The organism is Amycolatopsis sulphurea (genome assembly GCF_002564045.1).
Taxonomy (GTDB): domain Bacteria; phylum Actinomycetota; class Actinomycetes; order Mycobacteriales; family Pseudonocardiaceae; genus Amycolatopsis; species Amycolatopsis sulphurea.
Map to the genome: position 1 here is coordinate 4,880,499 of NZ_PDJK01000002.1, position 22,831 is coordinate 4,903,329.

The 22,831-nt window shown below is 71.3% G+C and carries 16 protein-coding genes, 2 pseudogenes and 1 riboswitch; of the genes and pseudogenes, 16 read left to right on the forward strand and 2 right to left on the reverse strand.

The annotated features are described in order from the left end of the window. Window positions 1–261 precede the first annotated feature (261 nt). The 14 genes from ftsZ (at window position 262) to ATK36_RS28485 (ending at window position 15,705) form a co-directional block, all read left to right on the forward strand. Entirely contained in the window at window positions 262–1,572 is a 1,311-nt protein-coding gene (gene ftsZ / locus ATK36_RS28420; RefSeq protein WP_098515254.1) for a cell division protein FtsZ, read from the forward strand. A 27-nt stretch (window positions 1,573–1,599) separates the two neighbouring features. Then, the gene (gene pgeF, locus ATK36_RS28425; RefSeq protein ID WP_098514257.1) at window positions 1,600–2,313 is read left to right on the forward strand and encodes a peptidoglycan editing factor PgeF; all 714 of its coding nucleotides are present in this window, start codon (window positions 1,600–1,602) and stop codon (window positions 2,311–2,313) included. Window positions 2,314–2,779: 466 nt separating this feature from the next. Next, the gene (locus tag ATK36_RS28430) at window positions 2,780–3,517 is read left to right on the forward strand and encodes a YggS family pyridoxal phosphate-dependent enzyme (RefSeq protein ID WP_098514258.1); all 738 of its coding nucleotides are present in this window, start codon (window positions 2,780–2,782) and stop codon (window positions 3,515–3,517) included. 74 nt (window positions 3,518–3,591) lie between these two features. Next, window positions 3,592–4,179, forward strand: coding sequence for a cell division protein SepF (locus ATK36_RS28435; protein ID WP_098514259.1), 588 nt, complete (start codon window positions 3,592–3,594; stop codon window positions 4,177–4,179). A gap of 115 nt (window positions 4,180–4,294) precedes the next feature. After that, a complete protein-coding gene (locus ATK36_RS28440; RefSeq protein ID WP_098515255.1) occupies window positions 4,295–4,570 on the forward strand; it encodes a YggT family protein in 276 nt (91 codons plus the stop codon). A gap of 52 nt (window positions 4,571–4,622) precedes the next feature. Then, window positions 4,623–5,474 (forward strand): DivIVA-like cell division protein Wag31, encoded by an 852-nt coding sequence (gene wag31, locus ATK36_RS28445; protein WP_098514260.1) that lies wholly within the window; start codon window positions 4,623–4,625, stop codon window positions 5,472–5,474. Window positions 5,475–5,633: 159 nt separating this feature from the next. Next, window positions 5,634–6,191 (forward strand): hypothetical protein, encoded by a 558-nt coding sequence (locus ATK36_RS28450; protein ID WP_098514261.1) that lies wholly within the window; start codon window positions 5,634–5,636, stop codon window positions 6,189–6,191. A 107-nt stretch (window positions 6,192–6,298) separates the two neighbouring features. After that, window positions 6,299–6,463, forward strand: a complete 165-nt coding sequence (locus ATK36_RS34885; protein ID WP_211291977.1) for a hypothetical protein — start codon at window positions 6,299–6,301, stop codon at window positions 6,461–6,463. A 444-nt stretch (window positions 6,464–6,907) separates the two neighbouring features. Continuing rightward, on the forward strand, window positions 6,908–10,078 hold the full coding sequence (gene ileS / locus ATK36_RS28460) for an isoleucine--tRNA ligase (protein WP_098514262.1): 3,171 nt from the start codon (window positions 6,908–6,910) through the stop codon (window positions 10,076–10,078). 134 nt (window positions 10,079–10,212) lie between these two features. After that, window positions 10,213–10,452 carry a hypothetical protein gene (locus tag ATK36_RS28465; RefSeq protein WP_098514263.1) on the forward strand — a complete coding sequence of 80 codons (240 nt, stop codon included), beginning with the start codon at window positions 10,213–10,215 and terminating at the stop codon, window positions 10,450–10,452. 536 nt (window positions 10,453–10,988) lie between these two features. Beyond that, window positions 10,989–12,467, forward strand: coding sequence for a potassium/proton antiporter (locus ATK36_RS28470; protein ID WP_098515256.1), 1,479 nt, complete (start codon window positions 10,989–10,991; stop codon window positions 12,465–12,467). Window positions 12,468–12,564: 97 nt separating this feature from the next. Beyond that, a riboswitch (SAM riboswitch) is annotated at window positions 12,565–12,679 on the forward strand. A 38-nt stretch (window positions 12,680–12,717) separates the two neighbouring features. Next, complete coding sequence (locus ATK36_RS28475; RefSeq protein ID WP_098514264.1) at window positions 12,718–14,085, forward strand: aminotransferase class V-fold PLP-dependent enzyme; 1,368 nt, start codon at window positions 12,718–12,720, stop codon at window positions 14,083–14,085. 46 nt (window positions 14,086–14,131) lie between these two features. Then, on the forward strand, window positions 14,132–14,779 hold the full coding sequence (lspA, locus tag ATK36_RS28480; protein WP_098514265.1) for a signal peptidase II: 648 nt from the start codon (window positions 14,132–14,134) through the stop codon (window positions 14,777–14,779). Next, window positions 14,776–15,705: an RluA family pseudouridine synthase gene (locus tag ATK36_RS28485; RefSeq protein ID WP_098514266.1), complete on the forward strand. Its 930-nt coding sequence runs from the start codon at window positions 14,776–14,778 to the stop codon at window positions 15,703–15,705. The genes lspA and ATK36_RS28485 overlap by 4 nt, the downstream gene beginning before the upstream one ends. Window positions 15,706–15,712: 7 nt before the next feature. Here ATK36_RS28485 and ATK36_RS28490 read toward each other — a convergent pair. Beyond that, window positions 15,713–16,543 (reverse strand): annotated as a pseudogene (locus ATK36_RS28490) (AsnC family protein); the annotation flags it as partial. A 972-nt stretch (window positions 16,544–17,515) separates the two neighbouring features. Further along, a pseudogene (locus ATK36_RS34000) lies at window positions 17,516–17,734 on the reverse strand (AsnC family protein); the annotation flags it as partial. A gap of 228 nt (window positions 17,735–17,962) precedes the next feature. Between ATK36_RS34000 and ATK36_RS28500 the strand changes: the two are divergent. Together ATK36_RS28500 and ATK36_RS28505 are read left to right on the forward strand one after the other, a co-directional pair. Next, entirely contained in the window at window positions 17,963–21,292 is a 3,330-nt protein-coding gene (locus tag ATK36_RS28500) for a DUF885 domain-containing protein (RefSeq protein ID WP_098514267.1), read from the forward strand. A 470-nt stretch (window positions 21,293–21,762) separates the two neighbouring features. Then, window positions 21,763–22,803, forward strand: coding sequence for an LLM class F420-dependent oxidoreductase (locus ATK36_RS28505; RefSeq protein WP_098514268.1), 1,041 nt, complete (start codon window positions 21,763–21,765; stop codon window positions 22,801–22,803). Window positions 22,804–22,831 lie beyond the last annotated feature (28 nt).

Below are 22,831 nucleotides of genomic sequence, written 5' to 3' on the forward strand. Positions count from 1 at the left end.
CAGCCCTCCCGGGGCCGCTTAGCAGAGCGGGGTGGGGCTGGTGGAGCGGGGGTATCGGGTGGGCCGCCGCCTTGCGTCCGGGTTCGCGTTGTGGCAAAACACCTTTGTCGGCTACGGCGTGCCTACTGGATTAGCGCCTGCCCGGTGCCTACCGTCCTGCCTTGACGCTGGTGGTTGACATAACTCTCACTCTCGGCTTGAGGTTGAGGTTTCCGGCCCCGGCAGCAGCACGTGCACATCACGATCAGGAAGGCGGACCCGATGACGCCCCCGCACAACTACCTTGCGGTGATCAAGGTCGTCGGCATCGGCGGCGGCGGCGTGAACGCCGTGAACCGGATGATCGAGGTCGGCCTCAAAGGTGTCGAGTTCATCGCGGTGAACACCGACGCGCAGGCGCTGCTGATGTCCGACGCCGACGTCAAGCTCGACATCGGCCGGGAACTGACCCGCGGTCTCGGTGCGGGCGCCGCCCCCGAGGTGGGGCAGAAGGCGGCCGAGGACCACCGCGAGGAGATCGAAGAGGTCATCAAGGGCGCCGACATGGTGTTCGTGACCGCCGGCGAGGGCGGCGGCACCGGCACCGGCGGCGCGCCCGTGGTGGCGCAGATCGCCCGCAAGCTGGGCGCGCTGACCATCGGCGTGGTGACCCGGCCGTTCACCTTCGAGGGCAAGCGCCGCGGCAAGCAGGCCGAAGAGGGCATCCAGCAGCTGCGCAACGAGTGCGACACGCTGATCGTGATCCCGAACGACCGGCTGCTGCAGCTCGGCGACATCGGCGTCTCGCTGATGGACGCGTTCCGCTCGGCGGACGAGGTGCTGCTTTCCGGTGTCCAGGGCATTACCGACCTGATCACCACGCCCGGCCTGATCAACCTGGACTTCGCCGACGTCAAGAGCGTGATGTCCGGGGCAGGCTCGGCGCTGATGGGCATCGGCTCCGCCCGCGGGGAGGGCCGGGCGATCCAGGCCGCGGAGAAGGCGATCAACTCGCCGCTGCTGGAGGCCTCGATGGACGGGGCACACGGCGCGCTGCTGTCCATCGCCGGTGGCTCCGACCTCGGCCTGTTCGAGATCAACGAGGCCGCTTCGCTGGTGCAGGAGTCCGCGCACCCGGAGGCGAACATCATCTTCGGCACGATCATCGACGACTCCCTCGGCGACGAGGTCCGGGTCACCGTGATCGCGGCCGGGTTCGACTCCGGCGCGCCCACGCACAAGAAGCTCGACCCGCCCGCGTTCGGCTCCCGGGCCAACGGCGGCAGCACCGCCAGCGCCGCGGCGGGCCAGGTCAGCACGCCGTCCGCGGCGCAGCCGGCCGCACCGCCGACCGGCGGCGCCACCCCGGTGCCGCCCGCGAGCGGGAACGGCTACCCGCCGGTGCCGCCGCGCCCGCCGCTGCCCCAGCCCGGTGGCACCCCACCCGGCGGCCTGCCCCAGCCCGGGGGTGCTTCGCGCTACTCACCGCTTGGTTCCGGCTCGTCCTCCGGTGGGCTGCCCAGCCGTCCCACCACGGTGCACGACGACCCGACCGACGACGAGGTCGACGTTCCGCCGTTCATGCGCCGCTGAGTGCACCACCCCTGGCAGGATGACGGGGTGCGAGTACGAAGAATCGTCACGACGAGGGCGGGCGGTGCTTCCCGCCCGCCGTACGACAGTTTCAATCTCGGTGACCACGTCGGCGACGACGCGGGCGACGTGTACGCCAACCGTGCGCGGCTCGCGAAGGAGCTCGGCCTGGCCGAGGACCGGCTGTGCTGGATGGAGCAAGTCCACGGCCGCACCGTGACGGTCGTGGACGGCACCGAGACGAAGGCCGCCGAAGCGACCGACGCTCTGGTCACCGCCCAGCCCGGGGTAGCGCTCGTGGTGATGGTCGCGGACTGCGTGCCGGTGCTGCTGGCCGACCCGGTGGCGGGCGTCGCCGCCGCGGTGCACGCCGGTCGCATCGGTGCCCGCATCGGCGTGCTTCCCGCGGCCCTCGAAGCAATGCGCGACCTCGGTGCCGACCCGGCCCGTACGGAAGCCCTGCTCGGCCCGGCCATCTGCGGCGAGTGCTACGAGGTCCCCTCGGAGATGGCTGCCGACGTGGAAGAACACCTGCCCGGCAGCACCGCCCGGACCCGCACCGGGACCACCGGCCTCGACCTGCGCGCAGGCCTCTGGCGCCAGCTCGCCGCCCTCGGCGTCGGCCACATCGGCGCCGATCCCCGCTGCACCGCCGAGGATAAGACCCTCTTCAGCTACCGCCGTGACGGCACCACGGGTCGTCTCGCGGGCATCACCTGGCTTGAAGCGGACACGGCGTGACGGGGCCTTCGGTGCGGGGTGGTCGGCAGGTGCCAGACGCGCGAAGGTGCGGCCGGGCGCTGGGTGGAGCCGACGTGGGCGTGGTTCGGTTTGCTCAGGGTTCTGATGAGTTGGCGGCGGGCTGGGTCTGGTCGGAGTGGGGTGTTGGGTTGGTGTCGGTTGGGGCTTCCGGGTATCGCGTGTGGAGCTGCGTTCGGGCGCTGAGTTGTGCTGCTCCGGTCCGGGCAGGTCGAGCGCGGGCTGATGCCGGTCTGCGGCCGGCCCGGCTCGATCGGGCGCCGAGCGGTGTCGGTGTGGCTCCGGCTCGGCTCACCCATCGCTCCTGCAGGGAAGGCGCAGTGCCGTTCACCCACGCCACCGGCCAGGCATCGAACGCCGACCCGGCCCGGCCCAGCCGCCGTACTTTGCCGGTCACGCCGCCACACCGCGCCGGGTCGCCCGGAGGGCTGTCCACCGGAGCCGCCGCGTGACCGGGACCGATGAACGCCGGGCGGAACTCGCCGCTTCGCTGGCCGCCGTGCGGGCGCGGATCGACGCGGCCTGTGCCGTGGCCGGGCGGGCGTCCGGGGAGGTGCGGCTGCTCGGGGTGACCAAGACCTTCCCCGCCGCCGATGCGGCCGTGCTGACCGATCTCGGGCTGCTCGATCTCGCCGAGAACCGTGACCAGGAGGCCGGGCCGAAGGCGGCGGAGGTCGCCGGGCTGCGGCCGGACGCCGCGCCGCGCTGGCACATGGTCGGGCGGTTGCAGCGGAACAAGGCGCGGTCGGTGGTCCGCTGGGCCGACGAGGTGCAGTCGGTGGATTCGGCGCGGCTGGCCGACGCGCTCGGTCGCGCGGTGACCGCTGCCCGGGACGCGGGGGAGCGCACCGGACCACTCGATGTGCTGATTCAGGTGAGCCTCGACGCCGACCCGGCACGCGGCGGCGTCCCGGTCCCGGAACTGTCCGCGCTCGCCGACCACATCACTCATACGGGTGAGCTACGACTGCGGGGCGTGATGGCCGTTGCGCCGCTCGGGGAGGACCCGTCGGCGGCCTTCGCGCGGCTGGCGCGAGCTGCGCGGAAAATGCGTGCGGAGCATCCGGAAGCGGTGGAACTCTCCGCCGGAATGAGCCATGATCTGGAGTCGGCGATCACCTACGGTTCCACCTGTGTGCGTGTCGGAACCGCGCTGCTCGGCGGCCGCGGTTTAGCCTCGCCGTAAGGGAGTCCGCCTGCTGGTCACGGAACGCGACCGGCCGGGCGTGGAGCGGGAGCGGCTAGGGCAAAGGGAGAGGCATGAGCGCGCTGCAGAAGCTGAAGGCCTACTTCGGGATGGTGCCCGCGGACGAGGAAGGTTACGACCTCGAGGACGACAACTACCGCCGCGACTACGACGACGGCTACGACGGCTACGACGAGTCACCGGCCCGCTCGCGCGGCCGGTACCGCGAGCCGGCGGACACCTACGACGAACCCGGGAACCGGATGCGGTCACGGTCGGTGACCGCCGCCGAGCCCACCACGCACGGCGCGCTTGCCGTGGACCGGCAGCCGGACCCGGTGGCCCGGCTGCGGCCGGTCGCCGAGCCGGTGGTGCGCGATCCGCTCAGCCGGATCACCACGCTGCACCCGACGAGCTACGTCGAGGCGCGCGCCATCGGCGAGCACTACCGCGAGGGCATCCCGGTGATCATCAACCTCACCGAGATGGAGAACGCGGACGCCAAGCGGATCGTGGACTTCGCGGCCGGGCTGGCGTTCGCCGTGCGGGGCTCGATGGACAAGGTCACCAGCAAGGTGTTCCTTCTCTCACCGCCGGATGTCGACGTGACCGCCGAAGACCGCAGGCGGATCGCCGAGGGCGGATTGTTCCTGCGCGGGTGAAGCAGGTCCGACCGTTGAGCGCAGCCGTACGTGATTTTGTCGACTCATCGCCGCGCCAGGGCGGAGCCTGCGCACAGCGCGGCCGTCCCCCGCTAGAGTGGTCGCCGTGAATGCTGTGTGGCTGGTGGTCTGGTACGTGCTGTTCGCGTTCTGGCTTTTGCTGACCGCGCGTATCGTCATCGAGCTCGTGCGCACCTTCGCGCGCGAGTGGCGTCCCGCCGGAGGGGTTGCGGTGACGCTCGAGACCATCTACACAGTGACCGACCCACCGGTGCGGCTGTTCCGGCGAATCATTCCTGTGGTTCGCATCGGCGGGATGGGACTGGACTTATCGATTATGGTTCTGCTGCTGGTCGTGTTCTTCGGGATGCAACTGGCGACACCCAGGTGAACGGGGACACCAGGGTGAGTCCGGCAGGCCATGGAGTGCGTGAGGTGATCTGATGTCGTTGACCCCCGCTGACGTGCACAACGTCGCGTTCAGCAAGCCGCCCATCGGCAAGAGGGGCTACAACGAGGACGAGGTGGACGCGTTCCTCGACCTGGTGGAGACCGAGCTTGCCCGGCTGATCGAGGACAACAACGAGCTGCGCCAGCAGATGGAGCAGCTCGACACGGAACTCGAATCGACCCGGGCCGAGCTGGAGAACGCCAAGGTGGCCGGGCCGCCCCCGGTGCGCGAGGAGCCCTCGCGCCGGCTGGCGCCGGTGCCGCCGCCCGCCTCGGCGATGGAGCAGACCCAGGCCCACGGGATGGTCGGCGACAACAGCGAGCCGAACGTCCAGGCGGCCAAGGTGCTCGGCCTGGCCCAGGAGATGGCCGACCGGCTGACCGCCGAGGCCAAGACCGAGTCCGACGGTATGCTCGCCGAGGCCCGGACCAAGTCCGAGCAGCTGCTCTCCGACGCGCGGGCGAAGTCGGACTCGATGGTCAACGAGGCCCGCACCCGGGCCGAGACCATGCTGAACGACGCGCGGACCCGCGCCGAGACGCTGGAGCGCCAGGCCCGCGACAAGGCGACCACCATGGAACGCGAGTCGCAGCGCAAGTACACCGAGACGATGAACAACCTGAATGCCGAGAAGGGCGCTCTGGGCAAGAAGATCGAGGAACTGCGCACGATCGAGCGCGAGTACCGCACGCGGCTGCGTGGCTTCCTCGAATCCCAGCTGCGCGAGCTCGACGACCGCGGTTCCGCGGCGCCGGCCACCGCCTCCTCGTCCGGCTCGGGCCAGTCCTCCTCGTCCAGCAGCGGCCAGGGCTACTCCTTCGGCCCGCGCGCCGAAGCCGGCTGACCCGCCGGACACCGTCCCCGTCCGCCCCGCCGGGCCGTGCTGGCCCGGCGGGGCGGACGATGTGCCCGGCCACGTCCGGGTAGCGCTCCGGCACGGCCGGGAGTCGCCGCGGCAGGCGGGTCGCGCGCCGGGGCGGGTGCCTGCGTGCTCTAATTCAGCGTGCTCTACATCGTCCTCGTTCTGGTGGTAGCGGCGCTCGCGCTGCTCATCACGGCCCTCATCACGGCCACGTCGCTGTGGGCCTGGGTCTCGATCGGCCTGTCCGTGTTCGCCGGGGTGCTGCTGCTCGTGGACTGGCTGCGGCGCCGTTCCGCCGATCGGGTGCAGGCCGTACCGGAACCGGCGGACGCCGAGGACGGCCCGGACGCCGAAACCGGTGCCGAGTCCGATACCGAGCAGACCGAACTGCTGCCCGCCACGGGTGAACTGAGCGACCCGGCACCGGCCCCCGCCGAGGGGGCGAAGGCGGACGCGAAGGCCGTCCGCGACACGCCTCCCGGCGAGGAGGAGACCGCCGAGGCGGACCTCGAGGTGATCAAGGACCTGGCGGACGAGGTCGTGGTCGTCGACGAGTACCCCCGCTACCACCTGGTCGACTGCGGCTGGCTCTCCGGCCGCGACACCATCCCCATCGCCGTCGGCGAGGCACGCCAGCTCGGCTTCACCCCGTGCGGCCGATGCGGCCCGGACACCGTGCTGGCCGCCGCCCACCGCTGAAAAGCTGTGAAGGGGCCCTTCACGGACTCAGAGTCCGTGAAGGGCCCCTTCACAGCATTTCCAGGACGTTCGGCGGTCACCAGGCCTGCGGGGAGCAGTTTCGCCAGATGCGCGCTTACGCCCTGCGCCGGCAGCCCGGCGTCCCCGAGGACCGAGGCGGCCGGCGACCGCCCATCGCCCAGCGCGAGCAGGACCCGCACCCGGCCGGGTCGGCGAACAGCGCCGCGGTCCGCGCGATGTCGGCGTTTCCTTCGAGCACCTGCCCAGCATGATCCGTGGACAATTCCACCGCGACGGAAGTGTCCACGGGGTCCGCTGGAGGCATGCGTTCCGCGGTCCTGATCACCATGTGCGCCGGGATGTTCTGCACGGGCTGCACCTGCCCGCCCCGGTGTCCGCGGGACTGTGGCTCGCGGGGTGCCGGGGTGATCGCGGTGACCACGCGGGCACGGGCTGGCGGAAACCCGGTTGAGGCGGCGGGCTAACCTGGTGTCAGCACAGCGTCGATCCGGCCATCACCGGGGAGCTTCCGGAAGAACAGGGCCTCGCGCCCCCAGTAGAACCGGACGGGTGCGGCCCGTCATCGCCGCCGAACGAGTGGCCTGGGGCCTGCCCCGGGCAAGCGGGGTGGTACCGCGTGACGTGCGAGCGTCTCGTCCCCGTGGGGGTGACCGCCGGTCGCCCTTACGCGAGCGACGAACGCAAGGAGCACCCGGATGTACCCCCAGGTTTCCCTGGACGGGCAGGCCGCCGTCCCGGCCCAGCCGTCGTTCCCCGCGCTGGAGAAGCACGTTCTCGAATACTGGGAGAGCGATCGCACCTTCCAGGCCTCGATCGACGCGCGCCCCGCGGGCGAGCACGGCGACAACGAGTACGTCTTCTACGACGGCCCGCCCTTCGCCAACGGCCTGCCGCACTACGGGCACCTGCTCACCGGGTACGTCAAGGACATCGTGCCGCGCTACCAGACCATGAAGGGCCGCCACGTCGAGCGCCGCTTCGGCTGGGACACCCACGGCCTGCCCGCGGAACTGGAGGCGATGCGCCAGCTCGGCATCACGGAGAAGGCCGAGATCGAGGCGATGGGCGTCGCGAAGTTCAACGAGGCTTCCCGCGAGTCCGTGCTGCGCTACACCAGCGAGTGGCAGGACTACGTCACCCGTCAGGCCCGCTGGGTGGACTTCGAGAACGACTACAAGACGCTCGATGTGTCCTATATGGAGTCGGTGATCTGGGCGTTCAAGCAGCTGTGGGACAAGGGCCTGGTGTACGAGGGCTACCGCGTGCTGCCCTACTGCTGGCGCGATGAGACCCCGCTGTCCAACCACGAGCTGCGGATGGACGACGACGTCTACCGCACCCGCCAGGACCCCGCCGTCACGGTCGGATTCCGTTTGCAGGGCAACGGCAGTGACCTCGACGGCGCGTACCTGCTGATCTGGACCACCACGCCGTGGACTCTGCCGTCGAACCTCGCCACCGCGGTGAACCCCGAGGTGCGCTACGTCGTGGTCGAGAGCGAGAGCTTCCCCGGAAAGCGCTTCCTGCTCGCCGAAGCGCGCGTCGCCGCGTACGCGCGCGAGCTGGGGGAGGAGCCGACGGTCGTCGCCCGTTACACCGGTGAAGAGCTGCTCGGAACCCGTTACGCACCACCGTTCCCGTACTTCACCGACACGGAGAACGCGCACCGCGTGCTGTCCGCGGACTACGTCACCACCGAGGACGGCACGGGCGTGGTGCACATCGCGCCCGCCTACGGTGAAGAGGACAAGGCCGTCACCGACGCGGCCGGCATCACGCCTGTCACCCCCGTCAACGCCCAGGGTCACTTCGACACGACCGTGCCGGATTACGAAGGCCAGCTGGTCTTCGACGCGAACCCGAACATCGTCCGCGACCTCAAGAACGGCACCGGTTCCGCGGCCGAACAGGGCGCACTGCTGCTGCGTCACGAGACCTACGAGCACCCGTACCCGCACTGCTGGCGGTGCCGCAATCCGCTGATCTACCGCGCGGTGTCGTCGTGGTTCGTCGCGGTCACCCAGTTCAAGGACCGGATGATCGAGCTGAACAAGCAGATCACCTGGTACCCCGAGAACGTCAAGGACGGCCAGTTCGGCAAATGGCTGGAAAATGCGCGGGACTGGTCGATCTCGCGCAACCGCTACTTCGGCTCGCCGATCCCGGTGTGGCGCTCGGACGACCCGGCGTACCCGCGCCTGGACGTGTACGGCTCGCTGGACGAGCTGGAGCGTGATTTCGGGGTGCGGCTGGACAATCTGCACCGGCCCTACATCGACGAGCTGACCCGGCCGAACCCGGACGACCCGACCGGGAAGTCCACCATGCGCCGGGTCGAGGACGTGCTCGACGTGTGGTTCGACTCCGGTTCGATGCCCTACGCGCAGGTGCACTACCCGTTCGAGAATGCGGACTGGTTCGAGCACCACTACCCGAGCGACTTCATCGTCGAGTACATCGGCCAGGCCCGCGGCTGGTTCTACCTGCTGCACGTGCTGGCCACTGCGCTGTTCGACCGGCCGGCGTTCCGCACCTGCGTCGCGCACGGCATCGTGCTCGGCTCGGACGGGCAGAAAATGTCCAAGTCGCTGCGCAACTATCCGGATGTCAACGAGGTCTTCGAGCGCGACGGCTCGGATGCCATGCGCTGGTACCTGATGGCCAGCCCGATCCTGCGCGGCGGGAACCTGGTGGTGACCGACCGCGGCATCCGGGACGCGGTGCGCCAGGCCGTGCTGCCGCTGTGGAACTCGTACTACTTCCTGGCCCTGTACGCGAACGCCGAGGGCAAGCAGGGCGTCTGGCGCACGGATTCGAAGCACCTGCTGGATCGCTACGTGCTCGCGAAGACCCACGAGCTGGTCACCGACGTCGAGGCCGCGCTGGACCGGTACGACGTCGCCGGCGCCTGCCAGATCGTGCGGGATTTCCTTGAGGTGCTCACGAACTGGTACGTCCGCCGGTCCCGGGACCGGTTCTGGGCCGGGGAACAGGACGCGATCGACACCCTGCACACCGTGCTGGAGGTGACCTGCCGGGTGGTCGCGCCGCTGCTGCCGCTGACCACGGAAACGGTGTGGCGCGGGCTGACCGGCGGGCGCTCGGTGCACCTGACCGACTGGCCGAACGCGCTCGACCTGCCCGCGGACGCCGCGCTGGTGACCGCGATGGACCGGGTGCGGCAGGTGGCGTCCTCGGCGCTGGCGCTGCGCAAGGCGAACAAGCTGCGCGTGCGCCTGCCGCTGGCGAACCTGCTGGTGGCGGCCGAGGACGTGGCGCCACTGAGCGATTTCACCGACATCCTGCGCGACGAGGTGAACGTCAAGGCGGTCGAGCTGACCACCGACGTCGCCGCGCATGGCACCTTCGAGGTCGCGGTGAACGCCCGCGCCGCCGGCCCGCGGCTGGGCAAGGTCGTGCAGCAGGTGATCAAGGCGGTCAAGTCCGGCGACTGGACCACGTCCGCCGCCGGCGCGGTCGTCGCCGCCGGCGTGGAACTGGTCGAGGGCGAGTACGAACGCCGCCTGGTCGCCGCGGGTGGTGGCGCCGCGGCCGAGCTGCCGGGCGGGGCGGGTCTGGTGGTGCTCGACACCGAGGTCACCCCGGAGCTGTCCGCCGAGGGCGTGGCCCGCGACCTGATCCGCGTGATCCAGCAGGCCCGCCGCGACGCCGACCTCGACGTCGCGGACCGCATCACGCTGACCGTCGACGCCCCGGAAGACGTGCTGTCGGCGGCGCGCGAGCACGAGAAGTTCATCGCCACGGAAACGCTGACGACGTCGGTTTCCCATGGTGAGGTGGCCGGAGGCTTCGAGGGCACGGTCGGGGAGGGTGTGCCGGTCCGGGTGGCGGTCACGAAGGCGTGAGCGCTGTTTGGGGGCGCCGCCGATCCTCCCCGGCTCAGCCACCGCCCTCCTTCCGGTAACACCCGGCCCCCGTTGGCGATGAGCCAACGGGGGCCGGGTGTGGGCGCGCCACGTGGCCCGGAGGGGGAGCACAGGTGAGTCCTGCCGCGAAGAGGGGCGTCCTGATCGGGGGCGCGCTGGCGGTGGTCGACCGCGGCGGCAAGGCGGTCGTGCTGTCCGGCGCTGGCGGGCTGCGCCTGGCCGACGACAAGACGTTCCCCCTGCTGCGTTCCGCGCTCACCTCACAGGCGCAGGCGTCAGGGTGTCGGCAAGGTCGGTGTGAGGGGCCTGCGCAGACCGCGAAAGTCCGTGAAGGGGCCCTTCACGGACTCTGAGTCTGTGAAGGGCCCCTTCACGGACCCGAGACCTCCACGAGGTGGTCGCGCGTCTCGAACACCTCCGCTTCGCCTGCTGCCGGGCGAAATCGACGACGATGGCAGGCACCGTCGATGATGACGGGGCAGCTACGGCTCTCTCTGCTGATCACGGGGCCTCGACCAACTTTGCCGGGACCTGGGCGCAGGCGTCGTCCGGAGACGCGTTCGCGGTGGAGCGGGTCGACCGCGAAGGCAAGAGCCAGGAGACGCTGTTCGGACACGCCGGCGCCGAGCAGAAGCCGATGACGAGCAGCGTCAGTACGGCCATCCAGGCGGCCGCGCAGGCCGCGGTCGACGGCTATCACGGCAAGGCCGTCCTGGTCGCGCTCCAGCCGTCCACCGGCGGTGTGCTGGCGCGAAATTCCTCGCCGCCCTGCCCTGGCCGTCGCACCGTCCGAAAAGGACTGGAACATCCGTTCCGGGGACACGTGTCCGGCCGCGCCGGGCGCCTCACTATTCTGGACGCGCTGCGGGCCGGGGATGGGGAGGCGGACATGGACGGACTTCCGGTACTCCTCGGTGTCGGCGGACTGGTGCTGCTGTCCTCTGTGCTCGCGGTGCGGGTGTCCATCCGGCTCGGTTTCCCGTCGCTGCTGCTGTATCTCGCGATCGGCGTGGTACTCGGGGAATCCGGCCTCGGCATCCATTTCGACAACCCGGCGCTCACCCAGTCGCTCGGGCTGGCCGCGCTGGTGCTGATCCTCACCGAGGGCGGGCTCACCACCCGCTGGTCGTCGGTCAAATCCTCGCTGGGGCCCGGGATCGTGCTGTCCACAGTGGCCGTGGTGATCAGCATCGTGGTCACCGGCGCGGCGCTGCACTGGCTGCTCGGCCTCGATTGGCGGCTGGCGCTGCTGTGGGGCGCGGTACTGGCCTCCACCGACGCCGCGGCGGTGTTCTCCGTGCTGCGTTCGGCCGGAATCGGCAAACGGCTGTCCGGCATGCTCGAACTCGAGTCCGGGATCAACGACGCGCCCGCCTACATCGCGGTGATCGTACTGGCCTCCGGGGATGCGGTCGACTGGTCGCTGCCGCTGGTGGTGGTCTACGAATTGGCCGCCGGCCTGGCCATCGGGCTGGCGTTCGGCTGGCTCGGCACCCAGGCGCTGCGCCGGGCCGCGCTCCCGGCGACCGGGCTCTACCCGCTCGCCACGGTCGCGGTGTGCGTGCTCGCCTACTCCTCGGGTCAGCTCGCGCACGCCTCCGGCCTGCTCGCCACCTACGTCGCGGGGCTGGTGCTGGGCAATTCGAAACTGCCGCACCGCTCGGACACCCTGTCCTTCGCCGAAGGGCTCGGCTGGCTCGCCCAGATCGGGCTGTTCGTGCTGCTCGGCCTGTTCGCCTCGCCGAGCAGGCTGCTGGAGACGCTGGTGCCCGGCCTGGTCGCGGGCGCGGTCGTGCTGCTGCTGGCCCGGCCGCTGTCGGTGGCGCTGTCCCTGCTGCCGTTCCGGTTGCCCTGGCGAGAGCAGGCGTTCCTGTCCTGGGCCGGGCTGCGCGGGGCGGTGCCGATCGTGCTCGCGATGATCCCGCTGTCCCAAGGCCTGCCTGGTGCGCAACGGCTGGTGGACGCGGTGTTCGTGCTCGTCATCGTGCTGACCCTGCTGCAGGGGTCGACGCTCGGGCCGCTGGCCCGGCTGCTGCGGCTGGACCGCGCGGGCGAGGTGCAGGAGATCGAGGTCGACTCGGCCCCGCTCGACGAACTCGGCGCCGAGCTGCTGCAGGTGCGCATCCAGAAGGGCTCGAAGCTGCACGGCGTGTACCTGTCCGAGCTGCGGCTGCCCGCCGGGGCCACGGTCAGCCTGGTGGTGCGCAGCGGAGCCGGGTTCACCCCGCAGAAGACGAGCCGGCTGCAGGAGGACGACCAGCTGCTCGTGGTCGCCACCGAGCATGTGCGCGAGGCCGCCGAGCTGCGGATCCGCGCGGTGGACCGGGCCGGGCGGCTGGCCAGGTGGCGCGGGGAGTCCGGCCGCTGACCGGGATAGTCCATTGTGGACTGACCGGGTGACGGCCGTCTCAGATCACGGAATGGGGCTGGTGCCGCGCACTGGTGATCGGCTATCGTCTTCAGCAGGTCATGAGTGCCAGCGTCAAGCCCCGGCTTGCTGGCCGGCAACCCTCCTTCCGCGGTGGGGTGCCCCGGGTGAGGACCGGGCCGGTCGCGCAGTGCGGCGGGCAAGCGCGGGCCCCTCGCCGGGTCCCCCGGATTGCCGAGGAGGCAGCGTCATGACTGCTACATCCCCACCGAATACAGTCCTGCCGAACGCCCTTGCGTCGAACGCGCCGGAATCTGGCGAAACCAACGCCGTTCCGCCGGTGGCCGGTGCCGGCCTGCGCATACCGCTGGTGACCGGCGGCGACATCTCCTACGCGAACCTCGATCACGCGGCCAGCGCGCCGTGTCTGTCCGCGGTCCGGTCCGCGGTCGACGAGTTCCTGCCCTGGTACGCCAGCGTGCACCGGGGCGCGGGTTTCGCGTCGCAGGTCTCCACCCGGCTCTACGAGCGCACGCGGAAAGTGCTGCGCCGCTTCGCCGACGCCCGCGACACTGACACCGTGGTGTTCACCCGCAACACCACCGATGCGTTCAACCTGCTGGCGAAGGCGTTGCCGCACAAGACTTCCGTGGTCGTGTTCGACACCGAGCACCACGCCGCGCTGCTGCCGTGGCGCGGGCCGAACGTGCGCCGGGTGTCGCTGCCGCGCACCCGGCTGGCCGCAGTGTCCGTTGTGGACGAAGCGCTGGCCGCCTGCCCGCAGGGGCCGCGGCTGGTGGTCGTCGCCGGAGCGTCCAATGTGACCGGTGAGCTGCTGCCGGTGGCGGAGATCTCCGCGGTGGCGCGGAAACACGGTGCCCGGGTGGCGCTGGACGCCGCGCAGCTCGCACCGCACCGGCGGATCTCGCTGCGGGAACTCGACGTGGACTACGTGGCGCTGTCGGGGCACAAGCTCTACGCCCCGTTCGGCGCCGGCGCGCTGATCGGCCGCAGCGACTGGCTGCGCGCGGCCGTCCCGTACCTCGCCGGCGGTGGTGCGACGAAGCTGGTCACCGAGGAGGCCGTGGTCTGGAACACCGGGCCGGAGCGGCACGAGGCGGGCTCGCCGAACACCGTAGGCGTGTATGCGCTGAGCGTCGCCTGCGAACAGCTGGCCGCGAACTGGGACGCGATCGGTGCGCACGAGGCCGAGTTGCTCGAACGGCTCCGCAAGGGGCTTGCCGGGCTGCCCGGCTGCGCCGAACTGCGGCTGTTCGACGCCCCGGTGGACCGCGTCGGCACGGTCAGCTTCGTCGTCGACGGGTTCGACCCGGGTTGGGTCGCCGCCGTGCTGTCGGCCGAGTACGGCATCGGAGTGCGCGACGGCGCGTTCTGTGCCCACGTCGCCACTAGTCGCCTGATCCGCGAGACCGGCGGCGAAGGGCAGCAGGCGCTCCGCGTGAGCCTCGGGCTGGGCAGCACCGCCGAGCACGTCGACCGGCTCCTGCTGGCCTTGCGGCAGATCGTCGCGCGCGGCGCTCGGTGGGAATACACCAAGGTGGACGGCCGGTGGACGCCGGTCGGCGACCCGCGTGAGCTGCCACCGTTCTGTGCCTGACGGCGGTGCCGGGAGCGGGCCAGGGGCGAGCGTGGACAATGGGGGAGTGAGCACCGAGCCCTCGCCCGAATCCGACGTGTCCGAGCCCGCTGTGCCCGAGCCTGACGTGCCCGGGCCTGCCGAGCCGCGGCCCGGTGGGGACGCTGGAGGAGCCGAGGCGGCCCCCGCGCCGTCGCTGCCCAAGCGGCGGATCGGCCTGGTGTTCGCGGTCGCGGTGCTGATCTGGGTGATCGATCTGGTGACCAAGAACCTGGTCGCGGCCAATCTGGAGGGCAAGGAACCGGTCCGCATCCTCGGCGGGCTGATCTACCTGCAGGTGATTCGCAATCCAGGGGCCGCCTTCTCCATGGCCACCGGGATGACCTGGGTGCTCGCGCTGATCGCCGCGGCGGTCGTGGTGGCCATCGTGTGGCTGGCGCGGCGGCTGCGCTCGGTCGGCTGGGCGATCGGGCTCGGCCTGGTGCTCGCGGGTGCGCTCGGCAACCTGACCGACCGCCTGTTCCGCGCGCCAGGCCCGCTGCATGGTCACGTCATCGACTTCATCTCCGCCTTCGCGCCCAACGGCCAGGGCTTTGCCATTTTCAACATCGCGGACTCCGCGATCTGCGTCGGCGGTGCGCTGATCGTGCTGCTGTCCTTGCTGGGCAAGGACTACGACGGCACCTCGACACGTGCGAAGAAGGACGCCAAGTGAGCGCGCGCATGCTGCCCGTCCCGGACGGGCTCGACGGGATGCGCGTGGACGCGGGACTGGCCAAGCTGCTCGGCCTGTCGCGCACCGCGGTGGCGGATCTCGCCGCGGCCGGTGACGTGCTGCTCGACGGGCGTCCCGCCGGGAAGTCCGACCGGCTCTCCGCCGGCGGCCTGCTCGAGGTGACCCTGCCGGAACCGGCGCGGCCTGCCGAGCTCGTCGCGGAACCGGTCGAGGGGATGCGGATTCTGCACGACGACGAGGACATCGTCGTGCTGTCCAAGCCGGTCGGTGTCGCCGTCCACCCGAGCCCGGGCTGGACCGGCCCCACGGTCGTCGGCGGGCTCGCCGCGGCCGGGCTGCGGATCGCCACGTCCGGCGCCGCCGAGCGACAGGGCGTGGTCCACCGGCTCGACGCGGGCACCACGGGCGTGATGGTCGTGGCGAAGAGCGAGCACGCGTACACAGTGCTCAAGCGGGCGTTCAAGGAGCGCACTGTGGACAAGGGCTACCACGCCGTCGTCCAGGGGCATCCGGATCCGACGCGCGGCACCATCGACGCACCGATCGACCGGCACCCGCGGCACGACTATAAGTTCGCCGTCGTCGCGGGCGGGCGTCCCAGCGTGACGCACTACGAAGTGGTCGAAGCGTTCCGCGCGGCTTCGCTGGCGCACGTGAAGCTTGAAACCGGGCGTACGCACCAGATCCGCGTGCACTTCTCCGCGCTCCGGCATCCGTGCGCCGGGGACCTGACCTACGGTGCTGACCCGGTGCTGGCGCGCAAGCTGGGCCTTACGCGGCAGTGGCTGCACGCACGGACCCTCGGGTTCGCGCACCCGGCCGACGGCCGCTGGGTCGAGTTCGAAGCCGAATACCCGGACGACCTCGCGAACGCCCTGCAGATCCTGCGTGACGAATACGCCTGATCCCCGGTCACACCGTCCAGGTGAGCGTACGTTCGTCGGGCTCGGGGCGAGGGCTCCAGCGCACCGAGACGACCTGGGTGGCTTCCGGGAGCACGTACACGGTGTGCCCTCCCAGCGTCTCACCCGGCCGTACCCCGATCTTGTGCGGTGGCCGGGAGGTGAGCGAGACGGGTGCCTTGGCGACGGTGCCGCTGTCGGCGGTGAGCAGTTCGAGGTAGTTGTCCGGCAACGACGCGAACGGCACCGAGCCGCGGTTGGTGATCTCGGTGTGCACGACCACCGCGCGCTCGCCTTCCTCCAGCCGGTACCCCGCCGCGCCGAACAGGAAATCGGCCGGGTCCTGCACCTCCAGCAGTTGCACGGTGAGCAGCTCGCCCTCCAGCCCCTGCGTCTCCAGCTTCTCGCCGATTCGCCCGCGCTGTCCGCCGGCCGGGGCTTCCAGCCGGGGCTCGTCACCGCGCGCCCACGACGCGGTCTGCGGCACGCCCCAGGTGCTGACGGCCGGATCCGCCGTAGTGGCCGCTCCTCTCACGCCGTACGCGCCAGATGGCGCTCCGTACGGTCCGGACTGTGCGGGTTGCGCCTTGTACGCACCTGATGGCCCTGGGGTTCCGTGCGCGCCTGAATGTGCGCCCTGCACCGTCGCTCCGTACGGCCCCGATGATGCGTCCTGTAGTCCTGATGGGGATCCGTATGCCCCCGACGGTGTGCCCTGGACTCCCGACGGGGATCCGTACGCTCCCGGTGCTCCCTGGACTCCCGACGGGGATCCGTACGCTCCCGACGGTGTGCCTTGTACCCCCGATGGTGCTCCGTACGCTCCCGACGGCACACCGTGCACCGCCCCATATTGTCCACTGTGGACGTCGTTGCCCGCGGCAGCGTTCGGCTGTCCCGGTGCTGGGGAACCCGTTGCCGCCCAACCGGTCCCGGCTCCCGGCCTGCCCGCGAACCCCGGCGCGCCGCCGGACTGCGGTCCGGCACCCTGCGTCGCGGATCCGCCTCCTCCCGCCCACTGCGCGGCCTGTATCCCGCCCAGCCCTCCGTCGCCCGGTACGCCACTGTCTGGGCCTGCAGTGCCCGGCGTCGCCCAGTCCGCAGCGCCGCTTGTGGTTGTACTGCCTGGGGTTGCGCTGCCCGGTCCTCCGCCGCCGGGCGCTCTGCCATCTGGCACTGCGCTTCTCGTCGCTGCCCAGCCCGGCGTAGCGCTGCCCGGGGCTGCATTGCCCGGCTCGCCGCTGGGCGTTCCGCCCGGCACTCCACTGTGGGTACCCACACCGCCCGGCGTCGCCCAGCCCAGTGCACTGCCCGGGGTCGCGCCGCCCAGTCCTCCTCCGCCAGGCGCTCCACCGTCTTGCCCGCCGCCACTCGGCGTTGCCGAACCCGGCAGAACACCGCTTGGGGTTCCGCTGTCCGGCCCGGTGCCGTTTGGCGTTGCCCAGCCCGGAAGGACGCCGCTGGGGACTGCGTTGGCCGGTCTGCCGCCGGGTGCTCCACCGTCCTGTCCTGCGCCACCCTGCGTTGCCCAACCCAGCACTGCACCGTTGGGAGTCGGACCGCCCGGCCATCCGCCACCCGCTATCGCACCAGCCCCAGGCATCGCACTACCCGGCGCCACCCCACCCGGCACCGCACCGCCTTGCATCCCGCCACCACCGGGTACCGCCCCGGATTGCGCCCCATACCCCGGCGTCCCCCACCCGGTCCCCGGCCCAGCCCCATACCCCGGCGCCGCGCCCGGCCTGCCCGGCGACGGCATCCCGCCGGTCGGTGGCATCCGGCCGGCCGGCCCGCCCGGCCCCGGCCGCTGCCACGACGGGGGTACCCCCGAAAGGGCCGCACGTAGACCGTTCGGGTCACTTTCCACGCCGACCAGCAGTGGCAATCCGCTGCCGGACAGCGAGACCAGCCGGTAGGCCACCTCGCGCGGGTCCATCCCGACTTTCGCGGCGAGTTCGTGCACGGCCGTCTTGCCCAGCTCGGCCAGCGCGGCGAGCAGGCGGACATCGGCGGGATCGGACACGGCCACTCCGGCAACGCTACCGTCTCGCGGCCGCCGCGACGGGACGGACCAGCCGGGTGGCGGCGCCGTGTTCGCTGGATGTGAACGGGCCTCTCGCTCCGGAAACGGGCGGTGCGCGCCCTTGCTGCGTTAGGGTCGGCAGGGCATCGCAGCGGGCTACCGCCCGGCTGACCGCGATGCCGATCGGGCCACGCGCCGGTCGGACCACCGGAACCACGCAGGAGCCCCGCGCCCATGACCGCCGCCGCGCTCGCCGACGAATTCGTCGACGGAATGTTCGACTTCGACCCCCTCTACGCCGCGGTCTCCGGTCTGCGCCCGGATGCGCCGGGGCTCGGCGATCCCAGCGCCGCGGCCGAAGCGGAGCAGCGCCGCTGGCTGCTCGCGATGCGGGAGCGGGCCGAGGCGATCGACCCGGCCGGGCTCGGCGCGACCGACCGGGTCACCCGCGAGGTCCTGCTCAGCACGATCGCCGAATGGCTGGACCGGATCGACAGCCGGACCATCGAGTTCTCGGTGAGCAGCCTCTTCACCTCGCCCGCCTCGGGCCTGCTCACCATGCTGCCGATGGTCACGGTGACCGCGGGCGCCTCCGCCGAGGCGCACCTGGGCAGGCTGGCGGCGATCCCGGAGTACCTGCGGGCCTGCGCGCAGCGCCACCTGGCGGGGATCGCGGACGGGCTGCTGCCGGTCGAGCGCCTGGTACGCGGGGCCGTCGAGCACCTCGACCGCTATCTTGCCGAGCCGGAGAACGATCCGCTGCGGCGCCAGCCCGCGCCGGACGAGGAGTTCGCCACGCGGCGGGATGACCTGCTGCGCGACGTGGTCCGCCCGGGGTTCCGCGAATACCGCGACGTGCTGGCCGCCGAGGTCCTCCCGCACGGCAGGCCGGACGAGCGCGCGGGCGTGTCCTGGCTGCCCGGGGGTGCGGAGATCTACGCCCGGCTGGCCCGCCTGCACACCACCAGCGACCGCACCCCGCAGGAGCTGCACGAGACCGGCCTGGCCGTGATCGAGGGCCAGATCGAGCAGTACCGCACGCTGGGCGAGCGGGTGTTCGGCACGCGTGAGCTGCCGGAGATCTTCGAGCGGCTGCGTACCGACCCGAAGCTGCGCTGGGCGAGTGCCGAGGAGCTGCTGGAGACCGCGCGGGCCGCGATCACCCGGGCCGCCACCGAGGCGCCGAACTGGTTCGGGAAGATCCCGCAGCACCCCTGGGTCGTCGAGCCGGTGCCCGAGGACGCGGCTCCCAGTGCGCCGCCCGCGTACTACCTGCGGCCGGCCACGGACGGGTCCCGGCCGGGCACCTACTTCGCCAACACCCATCAGGCGACCGAACGGTTCCGGCACACCGCGGAGGCCACCGCGTTCCACGAGGCGATCCCGGGGCACCACTTCCAGCTGAGCGCCGCGCTGGACCTCACGGATCTGCCGTTGCTGCGCCGGATCAACGATTTCACCGCCTACGCCGAGGGCTGGGGTCTCTACACGGAGCGGCTGGCCGACGAGATGGGCCTGTATTCCGACGATGTCTCCCTGCTGGGCATGCTCACCCTGGAGTCGATGCGGGCGGGCCGGCTGGTGGTGGACACGGGGATGCATGCGCTGGGCTGGAGCCGGCAGCAGGCGGTGGACTACCTGATCGAGCACACCCCGATGGCGCCGGTGGAGATCGAGGCCGAGATCGACCGCTACCTCGGCTTTCCGGGGCAGGCCCTGGCCTATCTGGTGGGGCGGCTGGAGATCCAGCGGCTGCGGGCGCAGGCGGAGGCCCGGCTGGGCAGCCGGTTCGACATCCGCGGGTTCCACGACACCGTGCTCGCCGGTGGTTCGCTGCCGCTCTCGGTGCTGGACACGGTCGTCTCGGACTGGGTCGCCGGGCACGGCGACACCGTCAACTGGCTGGCCGATGAGCTGGTGGAGCTGGACTTCGAAGGCAACCCGCTGGACCGCACGATCTGGGGGCTGCCCGGTGACCACGGCACCCTGCCGGATCCGAGCCTCGCCGCGGCCGAACGGCACCGTGCGGCCTACGCCGAGCTGGTGCGCCGCGCCGAGGCGATCGACCCGGCCGGGCTGGACCGCACCGAGGCCGTGACCAGGCAGGTCGTCCTCGCTCGTGCCCGTGGCGCGCTCGACACCCTCGATTCGCAGCTGGCCGGGTTCGCGGTGAGCGACGGGCTCAGCTCGCCCGCGCTGCGCCTGCTGATCGAACTGCCTCAGCTGGTGCCGGACGACGCGGAAAAGGCCCGTGGCTACCTGAGCCGGCTGGGCGCGCTCGGCGGCTATCTCGACGCGGTGATCGAGCGGCAGCGCGCTGCCGCGGCCGAGGGTCTCGTGCCGCCGGAGTTCCTGGTGCGCATCGGGATCGACTACGTCGAGCGATACCTGGCCGCGGAGCGGGACGATCCCTTGCGGATCACGGCGAAGGCCGAGGTGGCGGGTTTCGACGAGGAACGCGATCGGCTGCTGGGCGAGGTCGTGCGGCCCGCCTACCGGCGTTATCGCGATTTCCTCGCCGGTGAGCTGCTGCCGATCGCGAAACCGGACACGCAGCCCGGGATCGGTCACCTGCCCGGCGGGGCGGAGAAGTACCAGGGCCTGATCCGGGCCCAGACCACCACCGATCGCGCCGCCCGGGAACTGCACGAGACCGGCCTGGCGATGATCGAGGCGCAGGCCGAGGAGTACCGCACGCTGGGAGAGCGGGTGTTCGGCACGCGTGAGCTGCCGCAGATCTTCGAGCGGCTGCGCACCGACCCGGCGCTGCGCTGGCAGGACGGCGAGGAGCTGCTGGCCGCCGCCCGCGCCGCCGTGGCCCGGGCGGAAGCCGCTGCGCCGCAATGGTTCCTGCGGATTCCCGCGAGCGAGTGCGAGGTCGCGCCGGTACCGGAGGCGGACGAGGTGAGCGGCACCATCGCCTACTACCTGCCGCCTGCCTTGGACGGCTCTCGCCCCGGCACCTACTACGCCAACACCTACGAGGCGAATGCCCGGCCGCGGCACACGAGCGAGGCGATCGCGTTCCACGAAGCCGTTCCCGGGCACCACTTCCAGCTCACGCTGGCGCAGGAGCTCAGCGATCTGCCGATGCTGCGCCGGATCGTGCTGTTCAACGCCTACACCGAGGGCTGGGGCCTCTACACCGAGCGGCTGGCCGACGAGATGGGCCTGTACTCCGACGACGTCGCGCGCCTGGGCATGCTCACCCTGGAGTCGATGCGGGCCGGGCGGCTGGTGGTGGACACGGGGATGCATGCGCTGGGCTGGACCCGCCAGCAGGCGGTGGACTACCTGATCGAGCACACCCCGATGGCGCGGGTGGAGATCGAAGGGGAAATCGACCGCTACGCCGCGAACCCCGGTCAGGCGCTCGGATACATGGTGGGACGTCTGGAGATCGAACGAGTCCGAGCGGAGGCGGAACGCGCCCTGGGCGACCGTTTCGACCTGCGCGGCTTCCACGACGTCCTGCTCGGCCACGGCGCGGTGCCACTGTCTGCTTTGGACACTCTGGTGGGCGAATGGGTTGCGGCACAACGAGAGGCGGCTGGGATGAGCTGACTTCACGCCGGTCGAAGCTTCGGCATCGAAGGTCCGGGCTGCGGCGGGAGATCGTCCTGCCTCGAGTCCGAGACGGTCCGTGAAGGGCCCCTTCACGGACTCTGAGTCTGTGAAGGTGCCCCTTCACAGACTCAGATCCCACCCGCTCCAGGGAGGAAAGCGAGGTCGGCGGTCGGGTCAGGCGCTGAACCGAGCCCAGCACCTGGCGGCCGACCGGGTGCTGCGTAACCGCATCGGGTGTCTCCGGCACGGTGAAGGACGGCGGGTGCGTCGCCGGGCCGCGCACGAACCGTTCCCGTCCGGCGCAGGCCGTCCCGGTTCCGTGAGGCCCGCGGAAGGCGGCCGTCTACGGTGGGGGATGACCGCCCGTATGTGACCCGCGCCGCAGCGGAGCGGACGGGGCCGACGCATAATGAGCAAGCGCTCAGTCGGCGAGGACTGCCCGCGGACCGGCACGGAATGAGGGATCGATGAGGATCGGCACCGGCATCAGCTACTCGGGCGGCTTCGCCGAGAGCGTCGAAGACGTGGTCGAACTGGAGAAGGCCGGGCTGGACATCGTGTTCGTCCCGGAGGCCTACAGTTTCGACGCGGTGAGCCAGCTCGGCTACCTGGCCGCGAAGACCGAGCGGATCGGGCTCGCCTCGGGCATCTTCCAGATCTACACCCGCACGCCGAGCCTCACCGCGATGACCGCGGCCGGGCTCGACTTCGTCTCCGGCGGCCGGTTCACGCTCGGTCTCGGCGCGTCCGGACCGCAGGTGATCGAGGGTTTCCACGGGGTGAAGTACGATGCTCCGCTGGCCAGGACCCGGGAGATCGTGGACATCTGCCGTCAGGTGTGGCGCCGCGAGCGGGTGCAGCACCAGGGGCGGCACTACACCATCCCGCTGCCCGCCGACCAGGGCACCGGGCTGGGCAAACCGCTCAAGCTGATCAACCACCCGGTGCGCGAGCGGATCCCGATCCTGCTGGCCTCGCTGGGGCCGAAGAACGTCGCGCTCACCGCGGAGCTGGCCGAGGGCTGGGAGCCGATCTTCTTCCACCCGGAGCGGGCCGCGGACGTGTGGGGTGCCGCGCTGGCCGAGGGCAAGGCCAAACGCGACCCGGCGCTGGGCGAGCTGGACGTGTTCGCCGGGCCGGCGCTGGCCATCGGCGAGGACGTCGATCACCTGCTGGACCAGCTGCGGCCGACGGTTGCCCTTTATGTCGGCGGAATGGGCGCCCGGGGCAAGAATTTCTACAACACCCTCGCCGTCCGCTACGGTTACGAGGCTGAGGCGAAGCAGATCCAGGACCTCTACCTCGACGGCAAGAAGGACGCAGCCGCCGCGGCCGTCCCGGAGGAGCTGCTCCGCGCGATCTCGCTGGTCGGCCCGGCGAGCTATGTGCGGGAACGAGCGGCGGCGTTCGCCGAGGCAGGCGTGACCACATTGGTGGTCAGCCCGCTGCAGCCCGGCCGTGCAGCCAGGGTGGCGGCGGTCTCGCAGCTGCGGGAGCTGATCGGGTAGCCCCCCCGGCCCCCACCGATCGGTGCCG

Coding starts and splice junctions, on each gene's coding strand:
- ftsZ (WP_098515254.1), top strand. CDS start 262: ATGACGCCCCCGCACAACTACCTTGCGGTGATCAAGGTCGTCGGCATC.
- ATK36_RS28435 (WP_098514259.1), top strand. CDS start 3,592: ATGAGCGCGCTGCAGAAGCTGAAGGCCTACTTCGGGATGGTGCCCGCG.
- wag31 (WP_098514260.1), top strand. CDS start 4,623: ATGTCGTTGACCCCCGCTGACGTGCACAACGTCGCGTTCAGCAAGCCG.
- ATK36_RS34885 (WP_211291977.1), top strand. CDS start 6,299: ATGCGCGCTTACGCCCTGCGCCGGCAGCCCGGCGTCCCCGAGGACCGA.
- ileS (WP_098514262.1), top strand. CDS start 6,908: ATGTACCCCCAGGTTTCCCTGGACGGGCAGGCCGCCGTCCCGGCCCAG.
- ATK36_RS28470 (WP_098515256.1), top strand. CDS start 10,989: ATGGACGGACTTCCGGTACTCCTCGGTGTCGGCGGACTGGTGCTGCTG.
- ATK36_RS28475 (WP_098514264.1), top strand. CDS start 12,718: ATGACTGCTACATCCCCACCGAATACAGTCCTGCCGAACGCCCTTGCG.
- ATK36_RS28500 (WP_098514267.1), top strand. CDS start 17,963: ATGACCGCCGCCGCGCTCGCCGACGAATTCGTCGACGGAATGTTCGAC.
- ATK36_RS28505 (WP_098514268.1), top strand. CDS start 21,763: ATGAGGATCGGCACCGGCATCAGCTACTCGGGCGGCTTCGCCGAGAGC.